Origin of the sequence: Streptacidiphilus sp. MAP12-16 (genome assembly GCF_041262165.1) — a bacterium.
Taxonomy (GTDB): Bacteria; Actinomycetota; Actinomycetes; order Streptomycetales; family Streptomycetaceae; genus Streptacidiphilus.
In genome coordinates this window covers 263,905-285,523 of the sequence record NZ_JBGCBY010000007.1, presented here as the reverse complement: position 1 = coordinate 285,523, position 21,619 = coordinate 263,905, and the positions used below count along the sequence as shown (strand labels likewise).

The 21,619-nt window shown below is 68.7% G+C and carries 19 protein-coding genes and 1 riboswitch; of the genes, 8 read left to right on the top strand and 11 right to left on the bottom strand.

Features of this window, described 5'->3' with window-relative positions; all coding sequences use genetic code 11:
* Positions 1 to 89: 89 nt before the first annotated feature.
* The 6 genes from ABIA33_RS12040 to ABIA33_RS12015 form a co-directional block, all read right to left on the bottom strand.
* On the bottom strand, positions 90 to 947 hold the full coding sequence (locus ABIA33_RS12040; protein WP_370080303.1) for a xanthine dehydrogenase family protein subunit M: 858 nt from the start codon (positions 945 to 947) through the stop codon (positions 90 to 92).
* Complete coding sequence (locus ABIA33_RS12035; protein ID WP_370080418.1) at positions 944 to 3,337, bottom strand: xanthine dehydrogenase family protein molybdopterin-binding subunit; 2,394 nt, start codon at positions 3,335 to 3,337, stop codon at positions 944 to 946. The genes ABIA33_RS12040 and ABIA33_RS12035 overlap by 4 nt, the downstream gene beginning before the upstream one ends.
* Positions 3,338 to 3,436: 99 nt before the next feature.
* The gene (locus tag ABIA33_RS12030; protein WP_370080301.1) at positions 3,437 to 4,213 is read right to left on the bottom strand and encodes a (2Fe-2S)-binding protein; all 777 of its coding nucleotides are present in this window, start codon (positions 4,211 to 4,213) and stop codon (positions 3,437 to 3,439) included.
* 108 nt (positions 4,214 to 4,321) lie between these two features.
* Entirely contained in the window at positions 4,322 to 5,023 is a 702-nt protein-coding gene (locus tag ABIA33_RS12025; protein WP_370080299.1) for an NADPH-dependent F420 reductase, read from the bottom strand.
* 238 nt (positions 5,024 to 5,261) lie between these two features.
* On the bottom strand, positions 5,262 to 6,746 hold the full coding sequence (locus ABIA33_RS12020; RefSeq protein ID WP_370080297.1) for an aldehyde dehydrogenase: 1,485 nt from the start codon (positions 6,744 to 6,746) through the stop codon (positions 5,262 to 5,264).
* 858 nt (positions 6,747 to 7,604) lie between these two features.
* Positions 7,605 to 8,105 carry a hypothetical protein gene (locus ABIA33_RS12015; RefSeq protein ID WP_370080295.1) on the bottom strand — a complete coding sequence of 167 codons (501 nt, stop codon included), beginning with the start codon at positions 8,103 to 8,105 and terminating at the stop codon, positions 7,605 to 7,607.
* Positions 8,106 to 8,339: 234 nt separating this feature from the next.
* Between ABIA33_RS12015 and ABIA33_RS12010 the strand changes: the two genes are divergently transcribed.
* Positions 8,340 to 8,603 carry a hypothetical protein gene (locus tag ABIA33_RS12010; protein WP_370080293.1) on the top strand — a complete coding sequence of 88 codons (264 nt, stop codon included), beginning with the start codon at positions 8,340 to 8,342 and terminating at the stop codon, positions 8,601 to 8,603.
* Positions 8,604 to 8,795: 192 nt separating this feature from the next.
* Here ABIA33_RS12010 and ABIA33_RS12005 read toward each other — a convergent pair whose 3' ends face one another.
* Positions 8,796 to 9,041: a hypothetical protein gene (locus ABIA33_RS12005; protein ID WP_370080291.1), complete on the bottom strand. Its 246-nt coding sequence runs from the start codon at positions 9,039 to 9,041 to the stop codon at positions 8,796 to 8,798.
* 122 nt (positions 9,042 to 9,163) lie between these two features.
* Here ABIA33_RS12005 and ABIA33_RS12000 point away from each other — a divergent pair, with 122 nt between their 5' ends.
* Together ABIA33_RS12000 and ABIA33_RS11995 are read left to right on the top strand one after the other, a co-directional pair.
* Positions 9,164 to 9,397: a hypothetical protein gene (locus tag ABIA33_RS12000; protein WP_370080289.1), complete on the top strand. Its 234-nt coding sequence runs from the start codon at positions 9,164 to 9,166 to the stop codon at positions 9,395 to 9,397.
* Positions 9,398 to 9,710: 313 nt separating this feature from the next.
* Complete coding sequence (locus ABIA33_RS11995; RefSeq protein ID WP_370080287.1) at positions 9,711 to 10,253, top strand: GNAT family N-acetyltransferase; 543 nt, start codon at positions 9,711 to 9,713, stop codon at positions 10,251 to 10,253.
* 59 nt (positions 10,254 to 10,312) lie between these two features.
* On the opposite strand, the gene ABIA33_RS11990 is transcribed toward ABIA33_RS11995, so the two are convergent.
* Positions 10,313 to 11,152, bottom strand: a complete 840-nt coding sequence (locus ABIA33_RS11990; protein WP_370080285.1) for an alpha/beta hydrolase — start codon at positions 11,150 to 11,152, stop codon at positions 10,313 to 10,315.
* A gap of 252 nt (positions 11,153 to 11,404) precedes the next feature.
* Between ABIA33_RS11990 and ABIA33_RS11985 the strand changes: the two genes are divergently transcribed.
* A complete protein-coding gene (locus ABIA33_RS11985; protein WP_370080283.1) occupies positions 11,405 to 12,619 on the top strand; it encodes a PucR family transcriptional regulator in 1,215 nt (404 codons plus the stop codon).
* 280 nt (positions 12,620 to 12,899) lie between these two features.
* Here ABIA33_RS11985 and ABIA33_RS11980 read toward each other — a convergent pair whose 3' ends face one another.
* Both ABIA33_RS11980 and ABIA33_RS11975 read right to left on the bottom strand, forming a co-directional pair.
* Positions 12,900 to 14,243 carry a sugar phosphate nucleotidyltransferase gene (locus tag ABIA33_RS11980; protein WP_370080281.1) on the bottom strand — a complete coding sequence of 448 codons (1,344 nt, stop codon included), beginning with the start codon at positions 14,241 to 14,243 and terminating at the stop codon, positions 12,900 to 12,902.
* Between the two features lie 361 nt (positions 14,244 to 14,604).
* The gene (locus ABIA33_RS11975) at positions 14,605 to 14,970 is read right to left on the bottom strand and encodes an ArsR/SmtB family transcription factor (protein ID WP_370080279.1); all 366 of its coding nucleotides are present in this window, start codon (positions 14,968 to 14,970) and stop codon (positions 14,605 to 14,607) included.
* Between the two features lie 82 nt (positions 14,971 to 15,052).
* A riboswitch (cobalamin riboswitch) is annotated at positions 15,053 to 15,266 on the top strand.
* 58 nt (positions 15,267 to 15,324) lie between these two features.
* On the opposite strand from ABIA33_RS11975, the gene ABIA33_RS11970 reads away from it, so the two are divergent.
* The 3 genes from ABIA33_RS11970 to ABIA33_RS11960 all read left to right on the top strand — a co-directional run bounded on the left by ABIA33_RS11970 (position 15,325) and on the right by ABIA33_RS11960 (position 18,130).
* Positions 15,325 to 16,479 carry a HoxN/HupN/NixA family nickel/cobalt transporter gene (locus ABIA33_RS11970; RefSeq protein WP_370080277.1) on the top strand — a complete coding sequence of 385 codons (1,155 nt, stop codon included), beginning with the start codon at positions 15,325 to 15,327 and terminating at the stop codon, positions 16,477 to 16,479.
* A gap of 162 nt (positions 16,480 to 16,641) precedes the next feature.
* Positions 16,642 to 17,499 (top strand): pentapeptide repeat-containing protein, encoded by an 858-nt coding sequence (locus ABIA33_RS11965; protein ID WP_370080275.1) that lies wholly within the window; start codon positions 16,642 to 16,644, stop codon positions 17,497 to 17,499.
* A 247-nt stretch (positions 17,500 to 17,746) separates the two neighbouring features.
* Positions 17,747 to 18,130: a VOC family protein gene (locus tag ABIA33_RS11960; protein WP_370080273.1), complete on the top strand. Its 384-nt coding sequence runs from the start codon at positions 17,747 to 17,749 to the stop codon at positions 18,128 to 18,130.
* Positions 18,131 to 18,184: 54 nt separating this feature from the next.
* Here ABIA33_RS11960 and ABIA33_RS11955 read toward each other — a convergent pair whose 3' ends face one another.
* Complete coding sequence (locus ABIA33_RS11955) at positions 18,185 to 19,447, bottom strand: ROK family protein (protein ID WP_370080271.1); 1,263 nt, start codon at positions 19,445 to 19,447, stop codon at positions 18,185 to 18,187.
* 255 nt (positions 19,448 to 19,702) lie between these two features.
* Here ABIA33_RS11955 and ABIA33_RS11950 point away from each other — a divergent pair, with 255 nt between their 5' ends.
* The gene (locus ABIA33_RS11950) at positions 19,703 to 21,589 is read left to right on the top strand and encodes a ricin-type beta-trefoil lectin domain protein (RefSeq protein WP_370080269.1); all 1,887 of its coding nucleotides are present in this window, start codon (positions 19,703 to 19,705) and stop codon (positions 21,587 to 21,589) included.
* Positions 21,590 to 21,619: the final 30 nt, after the last annotated feature.

Here is a 21,619-nt window from a genome sequence, read left to right as displayed (position 1 = left end):
GGGTCGCACGGCCGGGTCCGGCTCTCAGGTCCCCCGCCCGCCCCGCCAGGTCTCGGGTGGCCCGGGGGCGGGGGTGGGGTGGTGGGGGGTCAGGTGGCGGTGGGCAGGCGGTTCAGGGCGCGGGCGGTGAGGACGGCGGTCAGGTGGGCCAGGTACTCCGCCGAGGCCCCGGGCCGGGCCACGAAGGTGTCCGCGGGCAGGGCCCGCATCGCAGCGCGGATCTGCTGGACGGTACCCGCGCTGCCTTCCAGCGCGGCCTCGGCCTCCGCCAGCCGCAGCGCGGTCGCGGTCGATCCGCAGGCCGCGATCCGCAGCCCGAACACGGTGCCCTCGCCGTGGCGGCGGCCGTGGACGGCCACCGCGCACAGCGGGTAGCGCGTCGCGCGTACCGGGATCTTCTCGAATGCGGAGGAGGCGCCACGGTCGGGGGCCGGCACTTCCAGATGGGTCACCAGCAGCCGCCGCGCGCTGGTGTCGGCGACCATGCGGGCGAAGTCAGCGGCCGGCACGGTCCGCGCCCCGGCCGCGTCGCGGACCGCGACCTGGGCCCCGGCCGCGATCGCGGCCACGGCCAGATCGGTCGGACGTCCCGGCGCGGCCAGGTTGCCGGCCGCGGTGCCGCGGTTGCGCACCTGCGGGTCGCCGTTGGCGGCGGCGGCCTGGGCCAGGGCTGGGTGGGCGGCGCGGACCCGCGGGTCGCCGGCCAGGTCGGCCAGCAGCGTCAGCGCCCCGATACGCAGGCCGCCGCCGGGCATCGTGGTCACACGCGCCAGGCCCGGCAGACGGCCGATGTCGATCAGCAGGGCGGCCCGGTCCGCGCCGGTCTGCAGATCCACCAGCAGGCTCTGTCCCCCGGCCAGCAATCGCGCCCCGGGGTTGGCCGCCAGCAACTCCACCACCTGGGCCGCGCCGGCGGGCACCGCGTACGCGAACGGCGTGGTGATCATCGGATCGCTCCCTGCTGCACCTGAGCCCGCACGTGCCCCTGCGGGTCGTGGGGGGCCTGGGGGTCCTGCGGGTCATCGGGGTCCTGGTCGCGCTGGTTCAGCCGCCGCCAGACCTTCTCTGCGGTGAACGGCATGTCGATGTGGGTTACCCCGTGGTCCTTCAGCGCGTCGCACACCGCGTTGGCCACCGCCGCAGCCGGCGGCACGGTGGCGATCTCGCCGGCGCCCTTGAGGCCCAACGCGTTGTGCGGCGAGGGCGTCACCGTGCGGTCCAGCTCGAAGAACGGCACGTCCACCGCCCGCGGCAGGGCGTAGTCGCGTAGGTCCGCCGAGATCAGGCGGCCCTGCTCGTCGTAGATGGCGGCCTCCATCAACGCCTGGCCCAACCCGTGCACGATGCTGCCCTCGATCTGCCCGGTCACCACCAGCGGATTGCCCACCGTGCCGGCGTCGTTGACCGCGATGTAGCGCACCACCTCGACCTGCCCGGTGTCCTGGTCGACCTCCACGACCGCCACATGGACCCCGAAGGGGTAGTTGAAGTCCGGAGGGTCGAAGTACGCGGTCTCATCCAACGCCGGCTCGATCTCCCGCGGCAGGTCCCAGCCATACCACAGGGCCATCGCCATCTCCGCGAACGTCTTGACCTTGTCCGGGTCCCCCGGCACCGACACCACACCGTTCGCATACACCACCTCGGTCTCCTTGACCGCGAACATGTGCGCTGCCGCCTTGCGGATCTTGTCCTTGACCTTGCCCGCCGCCAACGCCACCGCCGGCCCGCCGACACTGTAGGAGCGGCTGCCGTACGTGCCCTGCCCGTAGGGCGCCTTGGTGGTGTCCGAGTGCAGCACCTGCACCGTGGCCGGGTCGATGCCCAACTCCTCGGCGGCGATCTGCCCGAACGTGGTCTCGTGGCTCTGCCCGGTGGACGCCGAACCGATGATCACGGTGACCTCACCGGTGGGATGCACCCGGATGTTCGCGCTCTCCCACGTGCCCCCGAGCATGCCCTCCTTCGACATCCGGGTCGAGGGACCCACCCCGCAGATCGCCACGAAACAGCCCAGGCCCACCCCCAGCAGCTTGCCGCGCGCAAGCGCCTCCACCCGCGCGGCCTCGATCTCGCCGTAACGGGCCAGCTCCAACGCCCGGTCCAGCGCCGGCTCGTAGTTGCCCGAGTCGTACGTCCAGCCCAGGCCGTTGTCGTAGGGGAACGCATCGGGCGGCACCAGGTTGATCCGGCGCACCTCGGCTGGGTCCATGCCGATGGTGGCCGCGAACCGGTCCACCAGCCGCTCCACCAGAAAGGTAGCCTCCGCACGCCCCGAACCGCGCTGCGCGCCCAGCGGCACAGTGTTGGTGAACGCCGCATACACCTCGCAGAACGCGTGCTCGATGCGGTACATGCCGCTGATCGAGCGGCCCATCAACGCGGTGGCCACCCCCGGCCCGATCGTGGAGGGATACCCGCCCAGGTTCGCGTAACTGGTGCACCGCAACGCGGTGATACGCCCGTCCCGGGTACCGGCGATGGTGCCGTGCTGGCGGTGGTCACGGCCCTGGACGGTGGAATTCATCAGCCCGGTGCGGGTGTCGACCCACTTGACCGGCCGCCCCAACTCCTTGGCCAGCACAAGCACCAACGGCATGTCCGGATACAAGTAGCCCTTGGTGCCGAAACTGCCCCCCACCGTCGGCGCGATCACCCGTAGCTTGTTGAACTCGATCCCCAACACCAACGCCGCCAGCAGGAACCGGTGGTTGTGCGGAGACTGCGTGGTGGCCCACAGCGTGTACTCGCCCGAGACCGCGTCGAAACTGCCCACCGCCGCGCGCGGCTCCATCGGGTTGTTGATGGTGCGCTGGTTGTACAAGTCCAACTCCACCACCACCGGCGCCGCCGCAAGCGCCCGATCGGTACCCTCCCGGTCACCACACGTCCAGTACGCGTTCAGGTTGTTCGGCACCGCCTCGTGCAACTGCGGAGCCCCAGCGGCCACCGCCTCATCCGCGCGCACCACCGCCGGCAGCACCTGGTAGTCCACCCGGACCGCCGCCAGCGCCGCACGGGCCTGCGCGGGCGTCTCCGCCACCACCGCCACCAACGGATCCCCCACATGGCGAACCCGGTCCCCGGCCAACACCGGCCGTGCACCAGGCACCCCGTAGGGATGCGGAGGGAAATGACTCTCCGCGCCACCGGGAATCCACACACACGGCAACGGCATCACCTTGCCCTCCAAGTCCGCCGCGGTCACCACCCGCAACACCCCGGGCATCGCTGCCGCCACCGCCGTATCGATCCCACGCACCAGTGCATGCGCGTGCTCACTACCCAGCAACGCCATATGAGCCATACCAGGCAAAGACAAGTCAGCCGTATACACAGCCTCCCCGCGCAACAACGCGGGATCTTCGCGAGCCGGCAGCGCCGCACCCAAGATCTTGGAATCCACCGTGATCCTCCTCCATCACCTCACTCAGCCTCAGACAGCCACGGACACGGCAGCGCAACCAGCACAAACCACACCCGCACCACCAACAGCGGGGGCAGGGGCAGGGGCAGGGGCAGCGGCGGCGGGAACAGCAACTGCAACGTCCAGGCCGATGCCAACGACGCCGTCAGCAACAGGTGCGGCAGCCGCGGGCGCACCGGCGGGTACGGCAGCGCCATCGGTGCCGTCGGCGCTGGGGGCGACAGGATCGGGCGCGTCGCTGCCGTCGGCGGCGGGCGCGGCAGGATCGGAAACACCGCCGACCGGCACGAGGTCAGCCGCGGCACCCGTACCCGGCCCGCCTGGCACAACACCCCCGGCGCCGACACGCTGAACCGCGCGCACCACACTCTGGTAACCCGTGCACCGGCACAGGTTCCCCGTCAACCACGAACGCACCTCACCCTCCTGGGGCTGCGGACAACGCTCCAGCAACTCCGAGAGCGCCATCACCATCCCCGGCGTGCAGAACCCACACTGCGTGCCGTGCTCCAACCGCAACGACTCCTGCAACGCAGTCAACTCCCCAGGCGCGCCCACCCCCTCGATCGTGGTCACCACCTGCCCGTCCGCCTGCACCGCCAACATCAAGCAACTCTTGACCGAACGGCCTCCCACCTGCACCACACACGAACCACACTGACCCGTGTCACACCCCACCTTCGTCCCGGTCAACCCCCGATCCTCACGCAGGAACTCCACCAAAAGACGCTCCACCCCAACCCGGACATCCACCCCGGCCCCGTTCAACTCCATCGAGATCTCCACAACAGGTCCTTCCTCCTCCAAAGACGCCGAGTCCACGGACGCCACCAGACGCGACACCCGCCCAACACAACACAGCTCGATGGTGCGGGTGCGATGGTGCGGTGCGGGTTAGTGTGGGGCGTCGGCGCGCAGCGCCGCGTGTGCCTGTTCGGCGGTCAGCGGGTGGTTGTAGACCGCGCTGCCGGGCTGCTGGCGCACACTGCCGCCGTGCAGCGCGCCGGTGTCGACCACCACGAAGCCCAACGACTCGATCAGCGTGGCGACCTGGTCCTTGGCCGCCTGGTCGTCACCGGCCACATAGTGCGCCAGCCGCGCATCGCCGCTGCGCATCGCCGAGGCGCCCAGAGTCTTGAAGTTCATCGTGTTCAGCGCCTTGACCACCCGCGCCCCCGGATACCAGGCCGCCACCAACTCACTGGAACTGGGCCCGGCCCCGGCACCCCGGCCGCCGCCCGCTCCGTAGGCGTTGGTCGCGTCCACCAACACCTTTCCCGCCACCGCATCTGCCGCGAACAGATCCTTGACCTGCCCGAATGGCACCATCAACACCACCAGGTCACCCTCACGCGCCGCCGCCTCAGCCTCCCGGGCCTCGGCCGCCGGGCCCAACTCGGCCACCAGGGGCGCCAATGACTGCGGACCACGTGCGTTGGCCAGCAACACCTGATGACCCGCACCGACCAGCAAACGAGCCAACACCGACCCGATATGACCGGTACCGACAATCGAAACCTTCATGAGACAAGCCCCTTCCTCGGGCGGCGCGTCACAGACCCGCCCCCACCCCCACGCCCCTCCTTCGAGGGCCACGGCAGCCGAGACGACACACACGAACGAACAGCGAACCGTCAAACAACAACCAAACCAACTACAACAAGCCAGGTCGCGGCGGGATCAACCAGACCGGGACACAGCGGACCAGCATCCACTCCGAGTCGGATGCGAGTCCGGGTCGAGGGTGAGTCGGGGTCGAGGGTGAGTTGGCGTCAGTCGGGCCGGGGGTGATGCGGCACCGGGACCGGGGTGGTGCGGGGTGGTGCGGGTGAGGTCAGGACAGGTCGACCCACACGGACTTGAGCTGGGTGTAGTTCTCCAGCACCTCCGAGCCGCTCTCGCGCCCAAAGCCCGAGGCCTTGTAGCCGCCGAACGGGGTGGTGGTGTCGAACTGGTTATAGGTGTTGATCCACACCGTTCCCGCCTTCAGCCCCGCGGCCACCCGGTGCGCCTTCTTGATGTCGCGGGTATGCACCCCCGACGCCAAGCCGAACGCAGTCCCGTTGGCGATCTGCAGAGCCTGCTCCTCGGTATCGAACGGGATCACGCACAACACCGGCCCGAAGATCTCCTCCTGGGCGATCCGCATCGCGTTGTCCACATCCGCGAAAATCGTCGGCAGGTAGTACAGACCCCCGTCGGGCGTGGCGGTGGGATGGAACGGGCGCCCGCCGGCCACCAGCTTCGCCCCCTCGCTCTGCCCGATCTCTACATACGAGGACACCTTCTCGAACTGCCCACGATGCGCCAACGGCCCGAAAAACGTGGCCGGGTCCAGCGGGTCACCGGGCACCACCGCCACCGCCTGCGCCACCAACGCTTCCAACACCTGGTCATAGACCTCACGCTGGACCAGCAGACGTGAACCGGCCGTGCAGATCTCACCCTTGTTGTAGAAGATCCCGAAAAACGCGTGCTGGACCGCCGCATCCAGATCCGCGTCCGCGAAAATAATGTTGGGGGACTTCCCCCCCAACTCCATCGTCGTCTTCTTCAACGTATCCGCGGACTTGCGAATGATCGACTTACCCACCTCGGTTGACCCCGTGAACGCGATCTTGTCGATACCCGGATGCACCACCAAGGCCTCACCCAACTCCACCCCCGGCCCGGTCAACACGTTCATCACCCCATCGGGAAACCCTGCCTCCGCGAACAGCTCCGCCATCTTCAACGCCGTCAACGGCGTCGCCGGGGACGGCTTGTGAATCACCGTGTTACCCGCCGCCAACGCAGGAGCGATCTTCGTCAACGACAGCAACAACGGAAAGTTGAACGGAGTGATCGGCGCCACCACCCCCAACGGCTCACGCAACGTGTAGTTCAACGTACCCGTCGCCGCCCCACGCACCGACCCGTCAAGACGCGCCACCGCACCCGCGAAGTAATGCAGGATCTGCGAAGCGATCGGCGCGTCCACCGTCGAGGAGAACATGATCGGCTTACCCATGTCCACACTCTCCAGATACGCCAACTCCCCCTGGTCACGCTCCGCCAACTCCGCCACCCGAGTCAACAACCGCGCTCGCGCATGCACATCCAACCGCGGCCACGGACCCTCAGTGAACGCGGCCCGCGCCGCAGCCACCGCCGCATCCACATCCACCGCAGTAGCCTGCGCCACCTGCGTAATCTCCGACCCGTCAGCCGGATTCACCGTCGCCCGAGTGGAACCATCACTCGCATCGCGCCACCCACCCGCGATGAACAACTTACCCTGCGGAACCCTCGGAGCCACGGCCTTCGTCGCCTGCGACATAACAACGAACCTTCCTCGTCAAATCCGCCGACAGCACTCACACAACCACCGACGGAAAACGGAAAACTAAAACCGGACGACCCACCTCAACCTCATCCACCAAGAATCCGAGCAGGACCAGCAAATCTGCCGGGTCCACCAGGTCCAGCGGTCGAGCGGTCAGGCAGGTCCAGCGCGACGAGCGGGCGAACGGTCAAGGCCGGCGGGCCGTTCCCCGGACGCCACGGAACCCCTGCGCGGTGTCCGCACCGGCCCAGGGAACCGGCCCTGCGTACACGGACCCCGAACCCGCACAACCCGAGGCGCCCACACCGAGTCCAACACGGATCCCCGCGCACACCGACCCCCCGCCCGCGAAACACCACACACTGCGTCAGGTCGCGCCAACAACCGGAACTCCCCCAGCCCACCCCTCCTCCCCCGCCCCCGCTCCGGGTCGGCAAAACCACGACACCGCGCACAGGGGGAGGGCACTACGTGGCCCTCTACACGCACACCCTCGGCGAGCCCGCTACCCGGCGTGCGGATCCCAAAGGGGGGCCGATATCGGCGTACAGGAGCCGATCATGGGCCGCGACCTGCCCGAGAGGCGCCTGGACTTGCCCGTGAAACTCGCTCCGGGACGGCTGTGAGGCCGCTCAGCACCAAGCCGCCCCGGAGCCCAATCCGCCGATCGGAGGGACATCATGGCGGCGAACCCGCCCGCTGCGCCAGAGCCGTGCATGCAGCGCGGAACAGCCGAGGCTGCCACCAGCTGATGGCACAGTCCACCATGGCGTGTCGGGCGCAGTTCCAGGCCAATGCCGACCGGGACGCACGCCGGTGCACGCGGCGCGCCCGCACACCACCGGAGAGCGGCTAACCCATGGTCACGACCAAGCCGTCCGTGAACTCGATCGTGCATCGTCCTCTCGCGGTAGTCGGCTCACATGACGCTTGGGGATTGCCACGTGCGTCCAGGCTCACGTCGATGTTGTAGTCCGCGTCCCTGCCCTGGTAGGTCGCGGTCGAGTGCTCGGAGAAGGTGACGACGGAGGTCCATTGGAACGGCAGGTCTTCGGCGAACGTGGCGTTTCCCGTGTGCGACAGCAGGTGCACCGTGTCGAATCCGGTCCGAATCGCCACTACCTTCTCGGCTGGCGGAAGTGTGACGCCGAGGCCGGGGGCCGCGTTGGTTCCGTCACCCGAGCCGACGATGTTGTCGTGACCGGCGTTGAAGATGTCCCCACCAGCGAGCTGGTTGCTGTTGCCGAAGATCATGACCTGGCCGGCCCCGGGGTCCGCAATCGCGGTTCCGGGCAGGCAGGACACGCCGAGCACAGTGAGCAGAACGGCCGCGCGCTTCATGCTGCGATTCACGTTGATCCCCTTTTTGGCTAGGTCAGGGCGAGGGTAGGTTCCACACTGGCGCAGGCTGGGGATCTTGGGCCGGTCGCGGCGTGTTGACCGGCATCCCGCCTACTGGGGCCGCCGCAGGCTGGATCTGAAGCCCTCGCCGTCTCCCCCGTCGGCGGCGCTTCACCACGCTTCGAGACGTGAACCCGGCACGGCCCGTGGCGTGCGTACCAGTGCGATCCGCCCCACACTGAAGCTATGGAAGAGCACGGCAAGACAACCATGGAAGCCCGGTTCAAAGCTGCGACCGATGCTGCCGTAAAGCGCATCAGGGTCTGGCACGAGGCCGAGGTCTACTTCATCGAGGCTCAGAAGATCGACGATCGAGACCCCCAGCTCCAGACGTCCGCCACGGTTCGGTTCGAGGGGGCATGGCTCCACCTGAAGCTGGACGAGGATCAGTCGAAGGTCGTCACGGTTCCGGCCCACAGGGTCAGCCGGGTCGAGTGGACCGGGCCCTGAGGCTTCCGCCAGGGTGAACGCGCGGCCGACGGGCCGGTGTCAGATCTCGACATGCCTGTTCGGCGGGCGGTCGGACCGGGCGGGTCGGTGGTCAGGACTTCGAAGCGACCGGGCTCACCGCATGGGGCTCATCCCGTCGCTGTTGGACGTCCCAATGGGCAGGTCAAGTCGGCTCGCAGCAGACCTTGCGCGTCAACGCTCACCACTCGCCTGCGGACCAGGTGCCAAGATCTGGTCGAGTACGTTCCTGACCGCGACCAGCGCTACCACCTCCATCTGCACGGAAGTCCGCACTGCGACTTGTCGCCATATGTCGGCGGCCTGGCTCTCGTGTGCGGCGCTCTGCCTGCTGCCCTCAATGAAGAGCTGTTCGGCTCGGCTGTGCGCCCACTCGCGGGCCCTTCGGATGCGCTCCAGCAGTTCGTCTGCATCGGCCATGCCAACAGGCTCACCCACGCGCGCTGCTCCCGCCACTGCTGGCCTTGTTCGAGGCTCCTCGCACAGAGAGACCCGTCTGAGCAGGAGGTGCGCCGCACCGATCCCGGAGTGAGGCTGATGGCATGACCACACCGCCGAACGCCGCAGCAGCACCCGTCCACATCTCGCAGTTCTTCCCCGAGGGCCGGTTCCGGCAGGTCCGGATCGTCCGCCATGACGGCGTGGAGCTCACCGAGCCCTGCGCCACCCAGGCCCAGTTCGAGGCACTCGTCGAGCAGTACCGGCCCGGCACTGACCTTCACGATCCCGCGCAGGTCTACTGGGTTGACCGGCCCGGGGAATGGTCCGGGCTCTGAACGGCGCGGATACGTCTGCCGCAGCCGTAACCGTCGTGGCTATCAGGGTCGGCCTCATATCGAGGATCGAACAACGAAATCAGTAGCAGAGTGGCAATGTCTCAACCGAATCCCTTGACGGATGATGCCCGCCCAGGCACAGTTTGCGGCATCTCCAATCGCAGCGATCACGGAGCAGCCGCCCTGAACCGAGACGGAACCAGACGTGGGGTACCCGATGAATGCGGACCTTTTCAAGACCGCCCACGACCATCCCCCGCCTGTGCCCGCTCGGGTGGCGACGGCCGCTGACGTTGACGCGATCGTCGCTGCTATGACCACCGCGTTCTTCGACGACCCGATGTGGGGTCCGGCCTTCCCGGACATCGACCGTCGCGCACAGCAGGCGTCGGCGTTGTGGCGACTAGCCGTCACGTCGTCGCTGCGGTACCCCTGGATGCTGGTGACGGGGAACGTCGAGTCAGCGGCTCTGTGGATCCCGCCGGGAGGCAGCGAGTTGACGTCCGAGGAGGAGAGCGCTTTCGAGGAGTTCCTGGTCGGCATCACTGATCGAACCGTCGCCGACGGCATCCTCCAGATCTTCGGCAAACTGGAGGAGGTACACCCGAGCGAGCCGCACTTCTACCTGAGCCTGCTCGCCACGCACCGCCACCACCGCGGACACGGCCTCGGAATGGGTCTGCTGACGGAGAACCTGGCGCGCATCGACGCGATCGGCGCCCCCGCCTACCTGGAGTCGTGCAACCCGGCGAACGACAAACGGTACGCCAGCGTCGGCTTCGCAGCCCGAGACACGATCACCCTGGCCTCCGGCCACGTTGTGACAACCATGTGGCGCCCGGCACGCGCCTGGTGACGCTTCGTCAATGGCAGAACCTGGAACCGGGTTACGCGAGGAGTCTGTCCCGACGCCCGTCAGGCGTGCTGCTTGGCGAAGTCCAGCGCCATGTGCGCGACGTCCCGCCAACCGCTGTCGAAGACCAGGGAGTGGCCGCGACCGGGGATCTCCCGGACCTCAGTGGTCGCGGGGTTGCGCTTCTGCCTGCGATAGGAGGCCTCGGCGATCGCCCTGGGCGCGATGTGGTCCCTCTCTCCGGTGATGAGCAGCATGGGGCCGCGGCGGGGGTTGGCAGTGTCGACCTTCGCCTCGGTGCCGGGGTTGATGTTCGCCGTGGCGGCCTGGAACAGCGGAATACCGGAACCCGCGACCGGATAGGTCTCGTAGAGGCGCCTGGCCTCGCTCTCGCTGACGGCGTTGGCGAAGGCGTAGCGGAACTGTTCGTAGGTAAGGGTGATGGACCGCCGGTAGTTGGCGGGGTTGCCGATGACCGGCAGAGCGGACTTCAACGCCGAGAACGGCAGCGGCAGCACTCCCCGAAACGGTGCGGAGTCGATCGGCACCGATACGGCCGCCAGTCCGCGGCCGGCGAGTTGCTGGGTGATCAGGCCGCCGAAGGAGTGGCCGATGACCACGGGCCGCTGGTCGAGTCCGGTGATGGCTTCGGCCATGTGATCGGTGACCTGCTTCACCCGCTTGCCGGCGAAGACCTCGGGGTGCGCGCGGGCCTCGGCGACCGTTTCTGGATCGTCGGGCCACGCGGGGGCGAGGGTGCTGTAGCCGTTCTCCTCGAAGAGTGAGCGCCAGGGCTGCCAGCTCGAGGCCAGCATCCACAGACCGTGCACGAAGACGACTGGCTTCAGGCCGGACGCGTTCGCCTTGTCGATCTCCTGCTGTTCACGAGCACCGAGACTCATCGCTGTACCACCGTTCGGAGTATGCGGAGTAGGAGCGCGACGCCCACCCACCGGCCCATGTACGCGCCCGTGCACCTCGCACGGTGTGGGAATCGCCCTTGTTCGCCGTAATTCTCCTGTCTGGCCGCCTTGGAAGTCGATGTCCAGACGAACACGGCATCTTCCTTCCGATTGTTGCTGGGAACAATCCTGCTTCGCCGTGGCCCGGGAATGCCCGGAGATCCCTCTCATGGAACCGAGTAGCATTGGTTCGTGCGACAGCCATCACCGGAGGACGGTCTCGGCGCCCAGGTCGAACGACTGGGTGCGCGGATGCTGGACCGGGCCGAGGAGATCGCCGACGCGCTAGTCGCCCGAATCCAGGCGGCCGTGCCCGTCTACCGCACGGATGCCGTGGTCAGCAGCGGGGAGTTGCGTAGGACCTGCCTCGACAACGTCACCTACGTCTTCGGCCCCCTTGGCCGTGCCCCGGCGCTCTCGTCCCCCGAGTCGCGTGAGAACGGGCGGCAGCGGGCGAAGGCCGGCGTGCCGTTGACGGCGGTGATGGAGGCGTACCGTGTCGCCGCCCGCTTCCTGTGGGACTGCCTGGCCGAGGAAGCCACCCGTGGTGGTGTTCCGGCGGAGGTCACTGTCCGGGCCGCGTCCGAGATGTGGCTGGTGCTCGACACCTACACCCAGCACATGGCCGAGGGCTACCGCGAGGAACTCACTGCACAGGCTCTCAGTCGCGAGCAGCAACGCTCGGCCGTGGTGCGGGCGTTGGTGGAGGGCCGGCTGGCGGGCACCGACGGCTGGGATGCCGCCGCGGTCCTGCGCATCCCACCGCAAGGACCCTATGTCGCCGTCGCGGCCCAGGTTCCCGAGGTCGGACGTCACGCGGTCCGCGGAGCCGAGGAAGCCCTCAGGGCAGTCGGCGCGGCCTCGGCCTGGCACCTGCTGCACGACATCGAGGTAGGAATCGTCCGGCTACCCGAGCCTGCCCGGAACGTCGAACGCCTCGCCGGCATCATCGGCTCCAACGCCGTCGGCCACGTCGGGATCAGTCCGCCGTACGACGACCTGATGAACACCGCTCCTGCCCTGCGACTGGCCAGAATCGCGCTCCTCGGTGCCTTCGAGGGCCGCAGGGTCACCGTCTTCGACCGTGACCCCCTGGCCGTCGCCGCCGCGAGCGCCCCGGAGATCATGCAACGCGTCGCCCGCACCGTCCTGGCGGAGCTGGACCGGCTCCCCCCGGTTCAGCGGAGCCTGCTCCTGGAGACCTTCGGCGTCTGGCTCGACAGCGGAGGTTCGGCCGACCTGGCCGCCGAAACCCTGTTCTGCCATCCCAACACCGTGCGCCATCGCCTGCGTCGCCTGGAGGAGCACACCGGACGCTCCCTCGGGGAACCCCGCGAGGTCGCCGAACTGAGCCTTGCCTTCGAAATCGACCGCAGAATCAGCCCAGCACCTCCCTCGGCCGGGTAGGGATGACGACTGTCGGACGAGACTTCGGGCCCGTCTTCACCGCCAACGAGATGGAAGTGCTGCTCAGCCTTCCGCGGGCGCTGCGGCGGTGAGCGCCACCTCCGAGCGCGTGCACAGTGCGGCCGTCGAAGTCGCTGGAGATCCGCAGCCGCATCTGCTCCGGCTCCGCCCACACCCGCGCCACCTGCACCGTGCCGGCCGGCAGCAGGTCCCGGCGCCACCCGCAGCACATTGCCCGGCAACGCGTGCCGGAACACCGACGGCGCCACTACAGCCGTCCTCAGGCCCATTGGAGGAGGTCGTCGGTGTGGGTGATGCTGGTGCCCGGGGGCACGTTGGACAACCGGGGGACGCTGAGCCGGGGATAGATGCTGACGCGCTCCAGACTGGTACCTGCCCGGAGTTGGACGCCGTCGCCGACCGCCGTGAAGCCCTCCAGGCGAACCGGCTTACGGCGCTCGGACTGGACCTCGACCATGGGACCCACATAGGAGTCGCGGATGTCCGCGTAGGGGCCGATGACGGACGAGTCCCCGCAGGAGGCACGGGACAGCCGGGCCCCTTCACGGAGTTCGGCGCCGTCTCCGATGTCGCAGTACTCCAGCCGCACGCCGGGGCCGATCTCCACGTGGCGACCGATCCGCACCCCAGGGCCGATGACCACGCTGCCGCTGCTGATCTTCTCGGCCAGGGTCGTGCCCGCGAGCTCGTCCTTGGTGTTCAGGCTGCTCTCGTGGACCCAGCAGCGCGGCGAGCGGGTGTGCGGACGCGGCATCAGACGGTCCATGTGCGGATAGCCGCCGCCCAGCACGTCCCTGAGGGTGAGCAGGTAGTCCTGGACGTTGCCCAGGTCGCCCAGCCTCGCGATCTCGTGCGCCGCGACCGGGAGGTCGTGGCTGACCAGATAGGGCAGCAGGTCCGCGCCCCAGTCCAGGCGTTGGTGTGCCTGGCGCATCAGCTCGGGTTCGCGTGCGGCAAGGCGCAGCCCGCGGCTGTCGATGAGGTACATGCCGGCGTTCGTGGGGAGCGTGGCTCCGCTCTGCGCCACGGTGTGGGGGAAGAGCCGCCGGATGAGCCCCATGGTCGGCTTCTCCACGAAGCCGGTCACCCGCCCGCCCGCTCCGGTCTGCATCACCCCGTACTTGCCGGCCACCTCCTCGGCCGAGCGGGCCACTGCCGCCACGGTGACCACAGCGCCGGTCGCCCGATGGGTGGACTCCAGCTCCGCCAGGGAAAACTCGAACACTGAGTCGACGGGCAGGACCAGGGCCTGTTCGCCCAGGTCCCACTGCTCGAGGTTGTGCAGCGTGGCTGCGCCGGAGCCGACGTTGTAGCGGTCGAACCGGGCCCGCGAGTACTGGACCTCGACCCCGTGCCGCTCCCCGTGGCCGAGCAGCAACTTGATCTGGCTGCGGTTCTCCAGGCCCTGCGCGACCACGAAGAACCGCCGGATCCCCTGCTCGCAGCAGGCGTCCACCACCCACTCGATCAACCGGCGCCCCGCGAACGGGATCAGCGCCTTGCTTCGTATGTAGTCCGCGCTCTCCAAGGTGATCGGCTTCGCGCGCTCCCCGCGACCGCCCGCCAGGATGATGCCGACAGTTTCCCGTCCTCCCCCACCCATCCCCACTCCTTCGGTCTTGCGCTCCAAGCCACCGCCATACAACAACCTCTGTCAAATATAGTCAACAGCAATGTAATGCAGCTGGCTCCGAACCCACCACCCCCACCGGCGGGGGCGTCCCAGAGTGGGATCTGCCACGTGACCGGTCGAGCACGGGCGGAGTCCCCAGCCGGCAACACGCCGACCGAGCACGGGCAGGAGCGCGGACGCGGGAGCGCGGTGGGTCACTGAGCCGCCTCCCGGCTCTGGAGCGCGTGGCCGCCGAACTGGTTGCGCAGGGCGACGGTCATCACGATCGGCGAGAAGGGCGCGGACCCTATCCTGGCTCGCCGGACACTGGCTCCCGCGCGAGGCGCGCTGATCAGGACAGGGCCGCCGGTGGGCGGATCGTGTTGAGCAGGGCCGCGATGTGGGGGTCCGTCAGGCGGTAGCGAACGACGCGTCCGTCCTTGTCGGCGGTGACCGTACCCGAGGCCCGGAGCAGACGCAGGGCTTGGGACACGCCCGTGTCGTTGATGCCAGTGGCGATGGCCAGGTCGGAGACCGCGATCGGGCCCGCCCGGTGGATGGCCAGCAGCAGGGAGAGTCTGCCGGGCTCGCCGAGCAGGGCGAAGCGGGTGGCCCACACGCCGATCTGCGCGGTGTCGCCGATGCCCTCGATGGCTTCGCAGACGGTGTGCTCGTCGATCGCGCGCCGGTGTGCGCGGTCCTCGGGAACCAGGTGCATGCGCTCATCTTCGCCCCTGCCTCGGGGTGATATGCAACACCTGCGCATCTACGCAGGCTTGTCGATGTGCACGGCTGCCCCCTACGGTGGGGCCTGCCGTGGTGTTCGGGAAGACCGGTTCGCTGTGCTCGTCGCAGTAGTCCGGAGCGGCCCTCGCCACTGTGATCGGGAAGTTGCCGCACCACCCCCGCCCCTGAGGGCGGGAGGCCACTGGACACTGCAGGTGTCTGGGAAGGCCGGTTGCGGCAGCGTTCGACCCGTCAGCCAGGAGACCGGCCACGGCACCGCACGATGACCTCCCGGCCTCCGGTCGGGGGGACCCCCTTCACGAGGTGCTGGAGAGGCTGCCCTGAGATGACCCTGCCCAAAAACGCCACCCCGCCGTCCGCCACTGCTGAGCGTGGGACAGCGACAGCGGCCACCCTGCCGATGCGCTGGGAGCGCAAGGACTGGCTCCGTACCGGCGGCCTCCTGGCGGTGATCGCCGCCCTCCACGTCGTCGCCTTCGGGATTCTGGCCGTCATGGTGGCCCCGCACCACTACCAGGTCGGCACCCAGGTGTTCGGTCTGGGCCTGGGGGTGACCGCCTACACCCTGGGCATGCGGCACGCCTTCGACGCCGACCACATCGCGGCGATCGACAACACCACCAGGAAGCTGATGGCCGACGGCAAGCGCCCCGTCTCGGTCGGCTTCTGGTTCGCCCTGGGGCACTCCACGATCGTGGTGGTCCTGGCCGGAGGCATCGCGGCCGGGGCCCACTTCGTCACCACGCTGACCGATGACAAGTCCAGCGCCCACCAGGCCCTCGGCGTGGTCAGCACCAGCGTCTCCGGCGGCTTCCTCTACCTGATCGCAGCCCTCAACCTGGTCTCACTGGTCGGCATCCACCGTGTCTTCAAGGCCATGCGCGCGGGCCAGTTCGACGAGCACGAGTTGGAGAAGCATCTGGACAACCGGGGCTTCATGAACCGCATCCTGGGCCGACTGACCAAGTCCATCACCCGACCCGGCCAGATGTACCCGATCGGACTGCTCTTCGGCATCGGCTTCGACACCGCCACCGAGGTCACCCTGATGGTGATGGCCGGTTCCGGCGCCGCCGCCGGGCTGCCCTGGTACGCGATCCTGTGCCTGCCGCTGCTGTTCGCCGCCGGGATGAGCCTGTTCGACACGCTGGACGGCACCTTCATGAACTTCGCCTACCACTGGGCGTTCTCCAACCCGGTGCGCAAGGTCTACTACAACCTCACCATCACCGGCCTGTCGATCGCCGTGGCGTTCCTGATCGGCACGATCGAACTCGTCGGCGTACTGCACGACCAGCTCGGCCTGGACGACCCGGTCAGCAACTGGATCTCGGGGGTGAACCTCAACAACGTCGGCTTCGTGATCGTCGGCCTGTTCGTCGCGGTCTGGGTGGTGGCCCTGGGCTACTGGCGCCTCGGCAGAGTCGAGCACCGCTGGAACCACAGGGCAGCCATCAGCGGCCGGGGCGAAGCGGGTTGATGACGCCGCCGCGCCGGGCGTAGGCATACGTGTCCCGGGGCCGGCGGCGGAGGCCCGGGTGAGCCCGGACGATAGGCTTGGCCGGCCTGGACGTCAGCTGACCGTCCAGGCCGCCGCCGTACGCACCGAACCGTCCCCGATACCAGCAGGAGACCACGCACGTTGTCCGAGAAACCCGAAGACGCAGAGCCGGCCCCCGTAGGAGGCCACCTCGATCTGCGGGCCGACTGCGGGAACTGCTTCGCGCTGTGCTGCGTCGTACCGGCCTTCGCCGCCTCGGCCGATTTCGCGATCAGCAAATCCGCGGGACATGCCTGCCCCAATCTCCAAACGGACTTCCGCTGCGGAATTCACACAGGTCTCAGGCAGCAGGGTTTCAAGGGATGCACCGTCTACGACTGCTTCGGCGCGGGGCAGAAGGTCTCCCAGGTCACCTTCGGCGGACAGGACTGGCGACAGGCTCCGCACACCGCACGGCAGATGTTCGACGTTTTCCCGGTCATGCGGCAACTGCAGGAATTGCTCTGGTATCTGACCGAGGCGCTCGCACTCGACCCGGCCCGCCCCCTCCACCGCGAGCTCGGCCTCGCCCGCGACGAGACCGAACGCCTGACCCGCCTCGCCCCGGACGCCCTGACGGCGCTGGACCTGGCGGCCCACCGAAGCGACGTCAACGAGCTGCTGCTGCGCACGAGCGAACTCGTGCGTGCCGCTGCCGGGCACCGGCGGAAGGAGCGCAGGGGAGCCGACCTCATCGGCGCCAGGCTCAAGGGCACCGATCTCAGAGGAGCCAATCTGCGAGGCGCCTACCTCATCGGGGCCGACCTGAGGGGAGCCGATCTGCGCGTGGCCGACCTCATCGGCGCGGACTTCAGGGACGCCGACCTGGGCGGCGCCGACCTCACCGGGTGCATCTTCCTCACCCAGTTCCAGCTGAACGCGGCGAAGGGCGACACCTCCACCAAGCTCCCGCCGTCCCTGACCCGACCCTCTCACTGGTCGGCGTCAAGCAGGCGCTGAGGTTCGCCGGACGGTTCAGCCCTCGGTGCCTGACCCGTGGCGACGAGAGCTGGTCCCTTCGTCCGGACATGATCTTCCTGACGGCGCAACAGGGCGCAAGCAGGACACGTGCTTTCAGCACTGTGATCATTCACGCGCGGGAGACGTAACAGAAACCGGGTGCGAGGGAGTGAGGAACAGTGAGCGCGTCGCCCTCCCGCACGCGGCAGATGATCGACTCCCGGGTTGTCGACGTACACTGACGGGCATGGCATGCCGCATCAGTGAGCTGGTCCTCGACGCCGCCGACCCCGACCGGCTCGCCGCATTCTGGAGCGAGGTCCTCGGCTACGTCGAACTCGGCCGGGAGGACGACGGAAGCATCGAGATCGGGCCGCCCGACGCCGGCTTCGGCGGCCCGCAGCCCACCCTCGTCCTCAGCCCCACCAGCGCCCCCCGGACCGCGAAGCTCCGACTGCACATCGACGTCAATGCCACCGACCGCGACCAGGACGCCGAGTTGGAGCGGCTGCTCGCTCTCGGCGCCAGGCCCGTCGACGTCGGCCAGACCGGCACCGAGAACTGGCATGTCCTGGCCGACCCCGAAGGCAACGAATTCTGCCTGCTGCACACCCGGCTCCAGCCCCTCTGACCACGTGCGTCCTGGCGCCGAGCCGCTCGACTGAACCGGGCCGGGCCGGTGTTCCTACGCTGACGTCGTGGCACGCCCGCCGTCGGCGAGCAACCGGGCCACAGGGAGCGTCGCCGCGCCCAACGCCACTGCCTCCGGCCCCAGTTCGCCCTGCTCGATCCGGGTACGGCCGTGGAGGTAAGGCAGGGTGTGCCGGCTGACGGTGTCCCGGACGGCGGGCAGGAGCGCCGGGCCCAGGATCGCACCCGCCCAGCCCGAGAGGACCACGCGGTCCGGGCCGAGCAGGTTGACCAGGTTGCCGATGCCGATGCCGAGGTAGGTGACCACAGAGCCGAGAGCCTGGTCCACCGCCCTCGCCGCCGCCCTCGCCCCCGCTGCGCCCCCGGGGGCGGGGGTGCGACGGCGTCCCACCAGTTCTGCCAGCTGGTCCTCGGTCCCCACCCCGATGAAGGGTTCGCTTCCGGCAAGGCCCTGGTAGTGGCGGAGGATCGTCTCCGCCCCGATGAAGGTCTCCAGGCAGCCGCGCGATCCGCAGCGGCAGGGGGGGCCGCCCACCTCGATGACGGTGTGACCCCACTCGATGGTGATGCTTCTCGCCCTGCCGCCTGGCTCGGCGGCCATGGTGAGGGCGGCTCCGGCGCCGACGCCCAGCAGGACGGTCACCGCTCGCTCCGCGCCCCGCGCCGCTCCGCGCCAGGTCTCGGCCTGGCCCAGCGCCATGGCGCCGTTGTCGATGTGCAGGGGTGTGCCGATCTCCCGTGCCAGCATCTCGGCCAGTGGCACCTCGGACCAGCCGAGCGTCGGCGCGTGCACCAGCGTCCGCTCGGGGGTGAGGGCGTCCGCCTGCACGGCGCCAGGGACACCGACACCGACGCCGAGGAGGTCGTCGGGGGCGATCCCGGCCTCGGCGGTGAGCCGGTCGATCCCGGCGAGTACGACCTCCACCACCCGCACCGGCTCCAGCCGGGTGGCGACGACTGGATAGACCTCCTCGGCGACCAGGGCCAGGGTCCAGTCGAAGAGTCCCACCTGGATCCGGGTCTCCGCGATGTCGACGCCGACCACGTGTCCGAAGTCGGGGCGCACCCGCAGCAGTGCCCGCGGGCGGCCACCGGCCGAGCTGACCGAGCCGACCTCGGCGACCAGGCCCTCGTTGATCAGATCGGACACCACGTTGCTGACGGTCGCCGGGCTCAGCCCCGAGGCGCGAGCGAGATCGTTCCGACTGGTGGACTCCCCGAGGTACAGGCGCGCGAGCAGGTCGGAGCGATTGTGCCACCGCAGGTCACGCGTCGTTTGTTGCGCCAGGGGAGTCACAAGCCGGATTCTGCCAGACCGTCACCTCTGACACGGGTGACATCGTGGCGACATACCGACGACATACCGGCGGGTACCGGAATTGGTCCAGACCCTTGACGCGGCCATGCTGGCACGAGTTCAATCACGTCTTGAACTAAGAAGTGAAAGAAGGGGCTTTCGTACTTCAAGCCCTGAACGCAGTCCCACGCGCCCTCTGCGCGGTCCTTGCCCATCTCCCGCCCCCACCCCCGGGATCCGAAAGCGGTACCCCCCATGCCTGCTTCCCCCTCTCGCGCACTCCCGCTCCGCCGCCTGGCCTTCGGTACCGCCGCAGCGGTGCTCACCACCACGGGCCTGCTCGCGACCACGCCCGTCCCCGCGCACGCCAGCGGCGAACCGGTCTCCATCTGGCTCACCAGCACCAGCGACTCGGGCGGACGCACCGTCACCAGAGGTCTGCAGCAACAGGCTCCGATCGCGTTCAGCGCGGGCGCCGGCAGCAGCGGGCAGGTCGTGAACGTCAACGAGAACACCCGCTACCAGCAGTTCACCGGCGCCGGTGCCTCCTTCACCGACACCGCCGCCTGGCTGATGAACAGCAGCGGCGCGCTCACCAGCGCTGCCCGCACCACACTGATGAACAACCTGTTCAATCCCACCACGGGCATCGGCCTGGACTTCCTGCGCAACCCGATGGGCGCCTCGGACCTGGCCCGATACAACTACACGTACGACGACATGGCGGCCGGCCAGACCGACCCCAATCTGGCCAACTTCTCCATCAGCCACGACCTCGCCGACGTCCTGCCGCTCACCAAGCAGGCGCAGCAGCTCAACCCCGGCCTCAAGGTCATGGCCACCCCGTGGACCGCGCCGCCGTGGATGAAGGACAGCGGGGCGTACAGCCAGGGCTGGCTGCAGTCGCAGTACTACAGCGCCTACGCGCAGTACTTCGTGAAGTACATCCAGGCCTACCAGGCCCAGGGCGTGCCCATCGACTACGTGTCCGTCCAGAACGAGCCCACCTGCTGTTCCGGCTACCCCTCCATGCAGTGGAACGGCTCCGGTCTCGACTTCTTCACCGGCACCAACCTGCTGCCGGCCTTCCACGCCGCCGGGCTGAGCACCAAGGTCCTCGCCCTGGACTGGAACCCGGATTCGTACGCCTCCTACGGCGCGCCGACCGTGGACGACGCCACGGTCCGCAACGACCCGCTGTTCGGCGGAATCGCCTGGCACGGCTACGCGGGCAGCGTCACCGAGCAGACCACGATCCACAACCAGTACCCCACCGTGAACGCCTTCGACACCGAGCACTCGGGTGGCACCTGGATCGCCAACCAGCAGCAGGAAGACATGAACAACATCATCGACTACACCCGCAACTGGGGTAAGTCAGTGGTGAAGTGGTCCCTCGCGGTCGACCAGAACATGGGCCCGCACAACGGCGGTTGCGGCACCTGCACCGGCCTGGTCACCGTGCACAACGGCGACAGCCGCAGCGGACAGGTCGACTACAACATCGAGTACTACGACATGGGCCAGCTCACCAAGTTCGTGAAGCCCGGCGCGTACCGGATCGACTCCACGGCCAACAGCAGCGTCCCCAACGTCGCCTGGCTGAACCCTGACGGCTCCAAGGCCCTGGTCGCCTACAACGAGTCGGGCTCCACCCAGTCGCTGACGGTCAACTGGGGCGGCGAGCACTTCACCTACTCCCTCCCGGCGCAGACCAGCGCGACCTTCACCTGGAACGCCGGGCAGAGCACCGGTTCGCCGACCGGCCAGATCAGTGGCTACGGCGGCAAGTGCGTGGACATCGCCGGGGCCAACAGCGCCAACGGCACCGCCGTGCAGCTCTACGACTGCAACGGCACCGCCGCGCAGAGCTGGACGGTCGCCTCCGACGGCTCGCTGCAGGCGCTCGGCAAGTGCATGGACCTCACCTCCGCCGGCACCGCCAACGGCACCCAGGTCCAGCTGTACGACTGCAACGGCACCGGCGCCCAGAAGTGGCAGCACCAGAGCAACGGCACCCTGCTCAACCCCGCCTCGGGACGCTGCCTCGACGCCACCGGACCCAGCTCCGCCAACGGCACCCGCCTGCAGATCTGGGACTGCTCCGGCGCAGCCAACCAGCAGTGGAACCTGCCCAGCTGATCCCCCGACCGTTTTACCCCAACCCCCACA